The 12,711-nt window shown below is 42.4% G+C and carries 15 protein-coding genes; 6 read left to right on the forward strand and 9 right to left on the reverse strand.

The annotated features are described in order from the left end of the window. Positions 1 to 54: 54 nt before the first annotated feature. Together ACOSV2_RS15060 and ACOSV2_RS15065 are read right to left on the reverse strand one after the other, a co-directional pair. A complete protein-coding gene (locus ACOSV2_RS15060; protein WP_428975819.1) occupies positions 55 to 984 on the reverse strand; it encodes an iron-hydroxamate ABC transporter substrate-binding protein in 930 nt (309 codons plus the stop codon). Further along, positions 935 to 1,780, reverse strand: coding sequence for an ABC transporter ATP-binding protein (locus ACOSV2_RS15065; RefSeq protein WP_428975820.1), 846 nt, complete (start codon positions 1,778 to 1,780; stop codon positions 935 to 937). Before ACOSV2_RS15065 ends, ACOSV2_RS15060 begins: the two co-directional genes overlap by 50 nt. Positions 1,781 to 1,964: 184 nt before the next feature. Here ACOSV2_RS15065 and ACOSV2_RS15070 point away from each other — a divergent pair, with 184 nt between their 5' ends. After that, positions 1,965 to 3,014 (forward strand): NAD(P)/FAD-dependent oxidoreductase, encoded by a 1,050-nt coding sequence (locus tag ACOSV2_RS15070; RefSeq protein ID WP_428975821.1) that lies wholly within the window; start codon positions 1,965 to 1,967, stop codon positions 3,012 to 3,014. Positions 3,015 to 3,047: 33 nt separating this feature from the next. Here ACOSV2_RS15070 and ACOSV2_RS15075 read toward each other — a convergent pair whose 3' ends face one another. From ACOSV2_RS15075 to ACOSV2_RS15085, 3 genes are all read right to left on the reverse strand, one after another. Beyond that, positions 3,048 to 3,752 carry a DUF421 domain-containing protein gene (locus ACOSV2_RS15075; protein ID WP_428975822.1) on the reverse strand — a complete coding sequence of 235 codons (705 nt, stop codon included), beginning with the start codon at positions 3,750 to 3,752 and terminating at the stop codon, positions 3,048 to 3,050. Positions 3,753 to 3,851: 99 nt separating this feature from the next. Further along, positions 3,852 to 4,577 (reverse strand): TerC family protein, encoded by a 726-nt coding sequence (locus ACOSV2_RS15080; protein ID WP_428975823.1) that lies wholly within the window; start codon positions 4,575 to 4,577, stop codon positions 3,852 to 3,854. A 213-nt stretch (positions 4,578 to 4,790) separates the two neighbouring features. Further along, positions 4,791 to 5,096, reverse strand: coding sequence for a hypothetical protein (locus ACOSV2_RS15085; RefSeq protein ID WP_428975824.1), 306 nt, complete (start codon positions 5,094 to 5,096; stop codon positions 4,791 to 4,793). A gap of 226 nt (positions 5,097 to 5,322) precedes the next feature. On the opposite strand from ACOSV2_RS15085, the gene ACOSV2_RS15090 reads away from it, so the two are divergent. The 3 genes from ACOSV2_RS15090 to ACOSV2_RS15100 are packed head-to-tail and all read left to right on the forward strand — an operon-like array spanning position 5,323 to position 8,372. Beyond that, positions 5,323 to 6,330, forward strand: a complete 1,008-nt coding sequence (locus ACOSV2_RS15090) for a tripartite tricarboxylate transporter substrate binding protein (protein WP_428975902.1) — start codon at positions 5,323 to 5,325, stop codon at positions 6,328 to 6,330. A gap of 56 nt (positions 6,331 to 6,386) precedes the next feature. Next, on the forward strand, positions 6,387 to 6,845 hold the full coding sequence (locus tag ACOSV2_RS15095; RefSeq protein WP_428975825.1) for a tripartite tricarboxylate transporter TctB family protein: 459 nt from the start codon (positions 6,387 to 6,389) through the stop codon (positions 6,843 to 6,845). Positions 6,846 to 6,857: 12 nt separating this feature from the next. Next, complete coding sequence (locus ACOSV2_RS15100; protein WP_428975826.1) at positions 6,858 to 8,372, forward strand: tripartite tricarboxylate transporter permease; 1,515 nt, start codon at positions 6,858 to 6,860, stop codon at positions 8,370 to 8,372. A 45-nt stretch (positions 8,373 to 8,417) separates the two neighbouring features. Here the strand turns inward: ACOSV2_RS15100 and ACOSV2_RS15105 are convergent, their stop codons facing one another. Then, the gene (locus ACOSV2_RS15105) at positions 8,418 to 9,110 is read right to left on the reverse strand and encodes a response regulator (protein ID WP_428975827.1); all 693 of its coding nucleotides are present in this window, start codon (positions 9,108 to 9,110) and stop codon (positions 8,418 to 8,420) included. Between the two features lie 12 nt (positions 9,111 to 9,122). Continuing rightward, positions 9,123 to 10,706 (reverse strand): ATP-binding protein, encoded by a 1,584-nt coding sequence (locus tag ACOSV2_RS15110; protein WP_428975828.1) that lies wholly within the window; start codon positions 10,704 to 10,706, stop codon positions 9,123 to 9,125. Between the two features lie 156 nt (positions 10,707 to 10,862). On the opposite strand from ACOSV2_RS15110, the gene ACOSV2_RS15115 reads away from it, so the two are divergent. Next, on the forward strand, positions 10,863 to 11,276 hold the full coding sequence (locus tag ACOSV2_RS15115; RefSeq protein ID WP_148968084.1) for a potassium channel family protein: 414 nt from the start codon (positions 10,863 to 10,865) through the stop codon (positions 11,274 to 11,276). A gap of 117 nt (positions 11,277 to 11,393) precedes the next feature. Further along, a complete protein-coding gene (locus ACOSV2_RS15120) occupies positions 11,394 to 11,732 on the forward strand; it encodes a DUF454 family protein (protein WP_428975829.1) in 339 nt (112 codons plus the stop codon). Between the two features lie 155 nt (positions 11,733 to 11,887). Here ACOSV2_RS15120 and ACOSV2_RS15125 read toward each other — a convergent pair whose 3' ends face one another. Together ACOSV2_RS15125 and ACOSV2_RS15130 are read right to left on the reverse strand one after the other, a co-directional pair. Further along, positions 11,888 to 12,334, reverse strand: a complete 447-nt coding sequence (locus ACOSV2_RS15125; RefSeq protein ID WP_428975830.1) for a hypothetical protein — start codon at positions 12,332 to 12,334, stop codon at positions 11,888 to 11,890. A gap of 10 nt (positions 12,335 to 12,344) precedes the next feature. Further along, complete coding sequence (locus ACOSV2_RS15130) at positions 12,345 to 12,683, reverse strand: ASCH domain-containing protein (RefSeq protein WP_428975831.1); 339 nt, start codon at positions 12,681 to 12,683, stop codon at positions 12,345 to 12,347. Between the last annotated feature and the right edge of the window lie 28 nt (positions 12,684 to 12,711).

Below are 12,711 nucleotides of genomic sequence, written 5' to 3' on the forward strand. Positions count from 1 at the left end.
CTTTAATGGAGTAGAAAGAAAGGGAATTCTTGTGATAAGAATCCCCTTTACGAATTAGTTGCCTAGAAATTTCTCTTTGAAGAAATCCAACTGGTAATCCAGTGTTAATGGATCATTAAAGTAGAATTCCATCATATTCACTTCATATACTTGGTTGTTCTTGACAGCAGGAATGTTTTTGTATGTTTCTGTTTCCATAAATGAGTTATCTGCTTTTGGATCTTTGCTTATAATCAGATAATCTCCGGCATAATCAGGCATGACCTCCGTTGAAAGAGCGAAATATCCAGGCTCCAACGCTTGTTCTTTTACTTTTTCAGGCATCTTCAGGTCCATTTCCTGATACAGGATCTCTGTCCCGCGACCCCAGTTGTTTCCATATACGTATAATTGCTTATTGAAGCTTTCAATTACGGAGACGGTTGTATCTTCCCCGATTTTTGCTTTGATGTCATTTCCGGCATTCTGGGCACGCTTCTTGAAGTCATCCACCCATTCTGTCGCTTCTTTTTCTTTATTTAGTAGTTTTCCAATTTCGATGTGCTGTGTTAAATAGTCTACTTTTCCATAAGTGTATGTAACAGTAGGGGCAATTTCATTTAACTTATCGACATTTTTAATATTGGATAGACCGATGATTAGATCAGGGTCAAGCTCAATGATTTTCTCCAGGCTTTCGTCGGTTACTTCTTCCACATCTTTTAATTCCTTATCCCAACGGGGATTCATTTTAGACCATGAGTCCACACCTACAACATTCACATCCAACGCCATGACGTTTCCGGCAAATGAGGAAAGTACGACTACACGCTGTGGATCTGCCGGTACTTCAACCGGTCCATTTTCTGATTGATAGGTGATGGTATCAGAAGATTTGTTTTCCTTTTCTTTTGAATCCGAACCTTCTTCTTTAGTAGAACTGTTGCTGCAGGCACTAACGAGCAGCACTAACAGCAGAGTAAACGGGATGAGCCATTTCTTCATGTTGATCTTCTCCTTTTAGTAGATTATATGTGTAACACATTGGCTTGTTTGTTCGAGGATCTCTTCCTATCTCAGCATCGATTTGAAATACTTTTTTCAGGACCTCATGGGTGATGACTTCCTCACAATTTCCGGCTTTCACGATTTCCCCTTCTTTTAAAGCAACGATATAGTCGGCAAATCGTGCAGCTTGATTTAGATCATGGAGGACCATCACAATGGTGCGTTCCTGTTCTCTATTCAGCTTCTGTAGAAGTTCCAGTACTTCCAGCTGGTGAGCCATATCTAAATATGTAGTCGGTTCATCTAGAAAGATGATATCTGTTTCCTGGGCAAGAGCCATGGCAATCCAGACGCGTTGCCTTTGACCTCCTGATAAGGCATCGACTTCCCTGTACTTAAACTCCAGGGTCCCTGTCACTTCAAGCGCCCAGTTGATGACGTCATAATCTTTCTTCGATAGACGGCCCATTCCTTTTTGATGAGGGAAACGACCATATGAAACCAATTCCCCTACCGTCAGTCCACTGGCACTCTCAGGGGTTTGCGGAAGAATCGCCATCTTCTTCGCTAATTCCTTTGTGTTTCCTTTAGAAATGTTTTCACCATCTAACAGGACGTTACCAGAGTGGTGGGGGATGATACGGGTAATCGCTTTCAGTAAAGTCGATTTTCCACAACCATTAGAACCTATGATCGTTGTAATCTTTTTATCAGGGATATCCACACTTAAGTTTTTCACGATGAGGCGTTCACCGTAGCCAATGTTTAATTCGTTTGTGTAGAGGCGAACCATTTTAAGACCTCCGTTTATAGATTAATTTAGTGATAATGATTCTCAATCTCGAACAATTTAAATACTATAATCCTTTTTTACTAATGTCAATAGAAATTTATATTGTCAAATCATTAATAAAGATGTAGGATGTAATTGAGAATGATAATCAATTATATCTTGGTTACTCAAGGAGTGGACGGTAATGGACAATCATGAACTATTTGATGTGACAGTCATTGGGGGAGGTCCAGCGGGACTTTACTCAGCTTTCTATAGTGGACTTAGAGAAATGAAAACAAAGATCATCGAGTTTCAACCATCATTAGGTGGAAAGATACATGTGTATCCTGAGAAAATGATTTGGGATGTAGGGGGACTCACTCCAATTCCCGGGGCGAAATTAATTGAACAGCTTGTTCAACAAGGATTGACGTTCGATCCGACTGTCGTCTTGAACGAAAAAGTTGAATCCATTACACGTAATGAAGAAGGTATCTTTATATTAGGGGGTTCATCAGGGGAAAAGCACTACTCGAAAACCGTCATCATCGCAGTGGGAAGCGGAATCATCAACCCTCAAAAGCTTGATATCGAAGGGGCAGAACGATTTGAAGTTTCTAATTTAAACTATACAGTCAAATCATTAAAAAGGTTTAAAGATAAGACGGTCATCATTTCGGGTGGTGGTAACTCAGCCATCGATTGGGCAAATGAATTAGAACCCGTAGCGAAGAAAGTGTATGTTGCCTATCGAAAGGAAGCATTGAACGGTCACGAAGCTCAATGTGCCCAGCTCATGAACAGTTCGGCATCCTGCCTGCTCAACACATCGATTACCAAGCTGATTGCATCCGCCAATCATGAAACCATTGAAAAGGTGCAACTGACCAATCATCAGACAGGAGAGGTTTCCTATTTACCCATTGATGAAGTAATCATCAATCATGGGTATGAAATAGATACTTCTCTGCTTAAGAATAGTTCACTGAATATCGACATGATCGATCAGTATTACATAGCCGGTACGACTACCAGTGAATCATCAATAGAAGGTCTTTACGCAGCGGGTGATATCTTGAAACACGACGGAAAGGTGAACTTGATTGCAGGAGCATTCCAGGACGCTGCCAACGCAGTCAATAAAGCGAAGCAATTCATTCAGCCTGAAGCAAATAAATTCGCCATGGTCTCTTCCCATAACGAAGTATTCAAGAAGAGAAATAAAGAACTGGTCAGGCAGATGATGAAGTAATGAATAAAGCTCTCTCCGAATGCGGAGAGAGCTTTATTTATACAAATAGATCTTAATGTGCTCTTGTTTATCGATGGTGGCAAGTAATACATCGTGCACGGTGACATTGTAAGTGGTCTTTAGCTGATCATGCAGCCAATGTTCATCCTTTCCCAGTTTCATTAATAGAGATTGATTGATTTTCCGATCTTCAATAACGGGCATGGGGAGATCGAACCCTTTTGGAGACAGGGACAGATCCTTTTGAGTCACAGGCTGGTATTGTGGTTTGAGAAATATGGAGATTTCTCCGCCAGTTTCCCACAGGGCCAATGCCACATTCTCAACTTCTTCGGTCTGCTGCTTTCTTAATTCAGACAAAAGACTGTCTATGGGTACACGTGCTTTCTTGAGATTTTGATATAGGATTTCCCCGTTATCGATCAATGGTATGGGGGCGGGGTCGAGTATTTTTCGTATGAAGGTTGAATGCAGACTGAGGTATACCCCAATCAGATAGAGTGCCACCAATGTGCCCATGGTGAGCATAGAGCCTTTCAATCCCAGTCCTTCGTCAGACAATGGGTGAGCCATGATGTTCCCTATTAGGAGGGCCATAACAAAATCAAGGAATCTTAACTGTGAAATCGATCGTTGTCCCATTAATTTAGCTATGATAATTAGAAAGATGAAGCCGAAAATAGCGCGCAAAATCCATTCCAGGCTAGTCAACGATTCCTGACTCATAAAAAAATCCAAACGAACACGTCCTCACTTCGATCAACTGCCAATTAGTATCTCCAAAAGATTCCTCCACAAAACAAAAAAGATGCCTACAAATGTAAGCATCTTTTGGATTTAAGCATTATATTGTTCAACGTTTTTATTTTGGGGTGAAACAGATTTCTTATTTACTAAGTATCCTATGAGTAAAACCCCAACTGTAAGACCGATTGTGATCAAATACGTAACAGGACCATGTTGGATATTAAGTAAATGTAAGAATTTCTCGTCTCTAACAATCATTTCACCTGCTGTAAATGCAAGAATTCCTGCACCCATATAGGCAATCCAACGATATTTTTCAAGTACTCTGACAATCGCCTTTGATCCGAATATCATAATCGGAATTGAGATGAATACGCCCAGGGCAATCATACCCATATGTCCATGTGCTGCACCCGCAACGGCCACCACATTGTCAAGGCTCATGACGGCATCTGCGATAATGATAGTCGTGATCGCTTGTCTAAGGCCGGTGTGAGATTTAATATTGGCTTCTTCTTCACCTTCAACCAATACTTTATAGGCGATCCATAAAAGAAGGACCCCGCCGATCAAATGAACATAAGGAATTTTTAATAAGTAAACAATAATGGCAGCAAAGAAAATGCGCAGGATGACAGCTCCTGCTGTTCCCCAGAAAATCGCTCTGTTTTGATGTTCTTTCGGTAACCCTCTCGTTGCCATAGCGATGACAATCGCGTTATCCCCGGATAATATAATATCGATTGCAATGATTTTTAATAGTGCAATGATGGCTCCGGATGAGATGGCAAGTCCAAGTGGAAATAAGAAATCCATATTCAGTTCCTCCTTGATTCTACTAAACTATGAACGAAACACTAACTAATCTATAGTATCACAATTGATGGAATTTTGAACTGCTATTATTTCTAAGGTGAATATTTCCAAATGGTACTAAATAATCAATGAAGGATCAGTATTCCTAAATGATAGAAAAGACCCATCTCTCTTTTACTAGGAGATGGGACTTTGTTTTTTGACATATTTCTTTTAATAAGATTGCGGGTAGGGAGGTGGATATGGGTACGGATATGGGTAAGGATAAGCTGGGACCGGTACAGGGTAAGGACCCGGTGAAGCAGCAGCCCCCACAGCTAAGCCAGTCACCGTTCCTGCCGCAAATCCAGGATAGTAGCCACCACCGTGATAACCCCAGTTGCCTCCGTGATTCCAATTTCCTCCCTGGTTCCAACTTGTTCCGTGTCCCCAAGTGGCGTGCCCGTGTCCATTGCCCCAGCTTGCATGCCCTCCGCCTCCGTGTATCGGTCTGTACATACTGAATGGTTGATTAAACATTGCTCTCACCTTTCTCAATATAAAGAAGTTGCTTTATCATATGTGGATTTTTCGAAAGGGTTTTTTAGATGATAAATAAGACAGAAGTCAATTCCGTGAACTTTATAAACAATATACCCACAAAGTTCCTTTTGCCGTTTATTTACGATTTATTTTATTAAGTTTCTGAATTTTCTATAATGAAAGCGTTATCAATAATATTCAGAGGGGGAAATGTTTGATGAAAATGAAAACAGGCATCATGGCTATTATTTTATCAAGTTTACTAGTTGTCACCACGGCATGCGGAGGGTCGAATTCTGCAAGTAATACTGAAAGTGATGGGGAATGGAGCCCGTCTAAACCAATTGAGGTAGTTGCTCCAGCAGGTGCCGGTGGAGGTTGGGATACGACGGCCAGGACCGTTTCAAAGGTAATGGAAGAACAGAAAATCATTGAAGAGCGCATGGCTGTAGTCAATAAACCAGGTGGAGGGGGCTCTGTCGGCTGGTCATATATTGATAGTAAAAAAGGAGATAACCACACTATGTTCGTCACGTCTCCACCGATGTTCTTTGTTCCCCTTAATGGACAGTCGACCCTTTCTCACAATGATTTCACACCTATAGCCGGGGTGATCGCTGACTATGCAGCCTTTGTTGTAGACGCGGATTCACCTTACGATACGATGAATGATCTTGTCGATGCATTAAAAAAAGATCCGACATCAGTATCCATTGTGGGGGTTTCTTCACCGGGAAGCATGGATCATATGCAGTTCGTAAAAGCGGTTAAAGCAGCAGGGGTAGATGTTAAAAAGCTGAAATATGTTTCCGCTCAAGACGGATCTGGAATGAGCATGCTACTCGGAGGAAAAGTGGATGTGTACTCGACGGGCCTTGCAGAAGCCTCTGAACAAGCCCGTGCAGGCAAGGTGAAGGTTCTGGCAATTACAGCTCCCGAGCGTTTGGAAGGAGAAACGGTTTCAGGGTTCCCTACGTTAAAAGAACAAGGAATTGATGATGAATTTGTTGTGTGGCGTGGATTCTTAGGTCCAAAGGATATGGATCCCGATGCCGTTGCTTATTATGAGAAAGCGTTTAAAGACATGATCGAAACGGATCAGTGGGAGGAAATGCGGGACAAGTTTGGCTGGACGGACAACTACATGTCTTCAGAAGAGTTCAGTACCTTCCTGGATGAAGAGTACAAAGAAATTGAAGTATTAATGGAGGAAATCGGCTTGAAAAAATAATGGGGTCTGGAGCAGAAACATCTGCTCCTTCCTTTTCATGATTAGGAGTGAATCACATGAAAACAAAACCAGATCGGATCATCTCAATAATTTTACTTGTTTTTGCAGGAATCTATTTAGCTCTCAGCTTTCAGCTTCCCGCCTTTCCATACGCCATTATCGATAGTGACGTCCTTCCGAAAGGGCTTGGATTCCTGCTCATTATTTTAGCGGTTGTTTTGTTCTTCCAGGCGAAGGATGATACGGAAGAAGATAGGAAAAGACGTTATGTAAAAAAAGAAGATGTCATCATTCTGTTATCGGTATTAGGAGCACTGCTCGTATATATTTTTTTACTGGAGCCGATCGGATTTTTATTATCCACTATTCTATTCTTGTTAGTCATCCCGTTTGTATTGGGATTTAAAAAGAAGCTCACTACGGTATTAGTGGCCTTTCTATTCTCAGGCATCATGTATTATTCATTTAACTATTTACTCAACATTACATTACCACAGGGGATTCTACCCTTTTAGGAGGTGACGGGCATGATTGAAAGTATATTATATGGATTTCAAGTAGCCTTTACCCCGGAAAACTTGTTCTTCGCGTTCATCGGGGTATTGGCTGGTACGATTATCGGGATGCTGCCGGGATTGGGGCCGATCAGCGCCATTGCAATCATGATCCCCCTTAGTTATGGGATGTCTCCCGCTTCCGCCTTGATCCTGATGGCAGGGGTTTATTATGGTGCTGTGTTCGGCGGATCGACTTCTTCGATTCTATTAAATGCGCCGGGTATTTCAGGGACTGTCGCAACAGCATTTGATGGATATCCCATGGCAAAGCAGGGGAAGGCAGGGAAAGCACTCGCCATTGCCGCCATATCTTCTTTCGCAGGGGGAACGATAAGTGTGGTGGCACTTATGCTGGTCGCTCCTTATATGGCTAAGCTTGCCATTACGTTTGGCCCTACTGAGTATTTCGCTCTAATGCTTCTTGGCCTGACAGCGATATCGAGTTTATCTGAAGGCTCCACCAATAAAGCACTGATCTCGGCGACGATTGGACTGATCATCGCAACTGTCGGGATTGATCAGCAAACAGGTACACAGCGTTTCACATTTGGAAACCCGGGGTTATTAGAGGGGATCGACTTTCTGATTATTGCTTTAGGATTATTTGCACTTTCCGAGGTTTGTCAGTTAATTATCTCAAGGAATGAAAATACATTGAAAGGGAAGAGTGCTGTTGGCAGTTTAAAGCTTGAGAAGCAGGAATTAAAGGAGATGGCAGGCCCGATTGGCCGTCATTCCGTCCTTGGCTTTATTTTGGGAGTCCTGCCTGGAGCCGGGGCAACGATCGCTTCATTCCTTTCCTATATTTCAGAAAAACGTTTATCCAAAGATCCATCTTCTTTTGGAAAAGGGAATATCAAGGGACTGGCCGCTCCTGAAACGTCCAATAATGCGGCAACAAGCGGGGCGTTCGTTCCCTTGTTAACATTAGGGATACCAGGGTCTGGAACCACTGCTGTATTACTTGGGGCTCTACTAGTTGTAGGAGTGCAGCCGGGACCATTGATGCTTCAGGATCACCCCGACGTATTCTGGGGAGTCATAGCAAGTATGTATATCGGGAATCTATTTCTCCTGATTCTTAATTTACCGCTCATCCCGGTACTGGCAAAAATCTTATATATTCCGAAGCAGCTGTTGATCGCATTGATCATTGTGTTCTGTTTAATAGGGGTATACGCAGTCAGCTTCAACACGTTCCATCTGTACTTGCTTGTAGGATTTGGCGTGTTAGGCTACTTATTGAAAATGTTTAAATTCCCAGCTCCGCCATTTATTCTGGCGTTTATATTGGGAGGGATGATGGAGCAATCCTTCAGACAGGCGATGACGATCTCAAACGGATCTTACAGTGTGTTTTTTCAAAGTAATATCACCATAGGTTTACTGATCGTTTCATTCCTTTCACTTGTGCTCCCTACGATTTTAGGTTTAACGAGAAGAGGGAAGGCCACGGAAAGTCAAGATTTGAAGAAAGAAGCATGATTAATAGAAAAGCAGTGAAGCCCCCAATGCCTCACTGCTTTTTTCTTATTCTTGAAAGAAATATTTTCTCTGAGGTCTCCCGACACCTCCATAGGTAAGCTCAACTTTGATTTTCTTTTGGGAAACAAGATACTCCAGATAGCGCCTGGCCGTTGTACGGGTCACGCCGACTTCCCCTGCCATTTCCTCAGCCGTATATCCCCGACTGTGATCGGTTCCTATCCTTTTGAGTATGGATTCCAATGTAATCGTATCGATCCCTTTCGGAGGGGGCTGGACGGTTTTAATGTTACTCGTACTTTTCTTTCTATTAAATAAAGTGTCCACTTCAAGTTGATTTTCTACTTGAGAATCATTCATTCTCTCTTTATACTGTTGATATTTTAATAGGGTATCCTGAAATCGGTTAAAGATAATGGGTTTCAGGATATAATCGAATGCCCCTCCACGGATGGCATTGGAAATATGTTCGGTTTCCTTTGCTGCTGTGACGAGGATGACATCTGTGCTCCGGTAATGCTTTCTGATCTCCCATAGAAATTCACTGCCGGTTCCATCAGGAAAGTAGATGTCAAGTAAGATTAAATCAGGTTTGACAACAGGTAAGACTTTTTTGGCTTCTGCAATGGTAGTGGCGATCCCGCCTACCTGAAATCTTTCCATTTGAGCGATGTACTGGCTGTTGATTTCAGCTGTTTGAATATCATCTTCTATAATGAATACGTTCCACTTACGCAATACTTTCTCCCCCTAATGTTGCTTTGGAATACTAATCGTAAACCATGCGCCCCCAAGCTCACTTTCTTCTACTGTTATGTACCCGTTCAGATGCTCCACACTTCTTTGAACCAGATGAAGGCCGATGCCCCTGTCTTTGCCGGCTTTTGTAGAATAGCCCCTTTCAAAAATTGAGTCTATATCCCGGATTCCAGCACCGCTGTCTTCTATTTCAAAAATAAAATCATTACCTAAATCAGTCATAAACAATTGAACCCGCCTGTTGTGTAGTGGCTGGGATAAGACCTCTTCAAAGGCATTATCAAGAATGTTCCCAATGATGGTAATCAATTTTTCCTGCTGCACATCTATAAGTGGTGTTGTAATTGAGCTGTCAGGATGAATCGAGAACGAGACCTTCAACTCTTGAGACCGATTATATTTTCCAATGATCAGGCCAGCCAGGACAGGGTCAGGAATCGCTTTCAGTAGAAATTGAATTAAGTCTTCATATCCAGAGGACTCCTCCTGTATGAGGGCTAATGCCTCTTCATGATGATGAAGTTGAATGAGACCTGCAATCGTATTCAATTTGTTTCTGTATTCATGGGTCTGTGAGCGCAATATACCTGCATATTCTTGAACCTGAGAAAGTTCTTTAGTGAGCTGATCGATTTCATCTTTTCTCCTGAAACTGGCTACCACCCCGACGATTTTTTCCTCTTCAAAAATAGGGAGCCTGTTGACGATGAGGTCATGATGATTTAATGAAATCTCATCATCGAGCTGGCTTTCTCGAGTTTCCAGGACATCCATCATTTTCGTATCGGGAATGACTTCTAGAATATGTCTCCCCCTATTGGAGGATTGATGATCAAGAGCCAGGATACTGTGGGCTTTAGCATTGATTTCCGTAATCGATCCATGTTGGTCGATTGCAATGATTCCTTCCCGGACCGATTCGATGATGGCACGCTTTTCCTTGAACTGCATGGCAATTTCAGCAGGCTCCAAACCGAAGATCGCCTTTTTGATTCCTTTCCCAATGAAAAATGAACCTATGACTCCAATTAATAGGATGACGGTGACGAGTATCAGTACCTTAGTACGATAGGGAATGACGATGTCGTGGATACTGTCTTCAAGAAATCCGACAGAGACTACCCCGATGATTTCGTTTTGGGCGTTTCTTATAGGAACCTTTCCTCTAACAGATGGTCCTAATGATCCTCTTGCATGAGAAACATAAGATTCACCCTTTATTAGGGCCCTTTCATTGTCTCCACCGACCATCTTTTTCCCGAGCCGTTCAGGCATGGGATGAGAGTAGCGCACAGAGTCTCGATTGCCGACAACAATAAAGGTGGCCCCTGTTTCTTTTCGAATATCTTCCACCAGTGGCTGGATGATGTCTTCCGGCTGATTTGCATTAAAGGCCTCGATGACAGCCGGCATCTTGGATACAGATTGTGCCACTGCCAGTGCTTGTTTCCCTTTCAAGTCCGTTAATGTATCGGACAGCATCCTGAAAAAGATGATTGATAAGGATAAAATCAATATTGAAAGAAGTGCTAATACAATAACGATAATCTTGGATTGAAGTGAGAACTTTTTCATTGCAGGTTCCTTCTTTTCGGAAAATTCTATTATTACTAGAATAAAAGAGTTGATGGGTTTGTACAAGGGGAGATGAGAATCTACTATAGTTGAGTTTTAAACATACAACACGTGGTATATGAAACATAGTACATGAAAGAGGAGGATTCAAACGTTTTGGCAAGCATCGTTACAATCGGAGCCATCATTTTCATCCTGGTAAACTTAATCTATTTCTTTAAGGATAAGCATTTCAAATACAGTTATTTTAGTACAACGCTTTTTTATAAGCTGTTTTTCGTACTTCTCAGTATAATGATCGCATTTGCTGTACTCTATTATGCCCTGTCGTTTGAGAATCCGATGCTGCGTGTCAGTTCACCCAGCGGCAAGCCGGTAGAGCATACGTTTCTCAATTACCTCTATTATAGTGGGGTGACGATCCTGTCTGTCGGGTACGGAGATTATATCCCAACAGGACATATCCGATTCTTTGCACTGCTTGAGGCAGCCATAGGATTGCTGCTTCCGACAGCCTATTTCATGAAGGTTTTGGAATCGAAGGGAAAAGAGAATAAGGAGAATGAATAGAAGAGAGGATCTGACTTTGGTGTGAGCGTATACTTCACAAATGTCAGGTTCTTTTTGTTCCTTGCCAGCTTCTTTCATCATGAATAGAATAGAGAGGAAATGAAGGGTTAAAAAGGAGTGGCCGTAATAAACAAAATTAAGAAAATGATTTATATATTATTAGGTTTGCTATTTATGGGAATCGGGGTTGTAGGCATCGTGCTGCCTCTCATACCAACGACTCCACTTTTGTTGTTAGCATCCTTTTTCTTTGTAAGGGGATCCGAACAATTTGAGGTCTGGTTTAAAGGAACCAGTGTATATGACAAGCATTTAGAGGGTTTTATTCGTCATCGATCCATGACACTGCGCCAGAAGGTTACGCTGCTGATTTTTTCAGACATCATGATTCTTACCGCTGATTTTATCGGATATTCTGACGGTAAAGGTGATCCTGGGTTTGATCATTGTGTATAAGTATTACTATTTTATTTTTAAGGTAAGGACTGTAGCAGTTCGGGGGGATTGAAGGTGATCGAGTCATGGGGACTAGTTCATTTATCCTCAAAAATAGCGTGTACCAAGTACAAATGACATCCATTGTACCTGGTACACGCTATGAGTCAACTCCATTACATCCACAAATTCGGCTTCACGACCATAAACCACAGCATAGCCAGTAGAAGGATGAGATAAATCCAAACGGTCCGATTCAATTTCCCGACCAGCCATTCCCGGTCGGCGTCCTTCTCTGCAAACTTCCGTAGTGTCGGTGAGAACGCCCTTGCGAGAAAGAACAGGGAGCAGAACATAATGACAAGGGTCATGATGATCCACGGTGTACTCCACGTCCAAGGTCCGAGTAGAACCAGGAGAATTCCTGTTCCGACGAGCACGTGTCCCGCATGCTTGGAGAGTCGGACCGTGAAGCGGAACGTGTCCAGGTACGAAGGAAGCGTGGACTCAGAAGCGATCCGTAATTTTTTCATCAGCGGCAATAGTATGAAAAATGGGCCGATAGAGGCCACGACGCTGATCACATGAAGATAGATAAGCGTTCTGTATAATAAATACTCCATCCGTCGTACTCTATTCGTTCACTAATGTGAATTCGTGCACCCATACTTTCATGCTAGGGTGCCATGGCATGCCTGGGTGATATGAGAGGATGGCTTCTTTATATTCCTCCACAGTATGAAACCCTTCCTGCTTGGCATGATCATCTGTTAGATCACCAAGTGATTGGGAGTAGACGTTTTCTACTATGTATTTCTTTCCCTGAAGCTCCATGATTTCTCCAATATCAGCGTATCGTCCGTTTCTGCGGGTCGCCGTTTTCTCACCATTAAGCACTTTCTCGACGTCCTTAGCTTTAGTTACCAGACGGTCGATCGTACACGTTTTTGGCGGCAGTTGTTGATTGGTCATTTTAAAAACCCCTTTCGACCTTTACTAT

The organism is Rossellomorea sp. DUT-2, assembly GCF_052665285.1.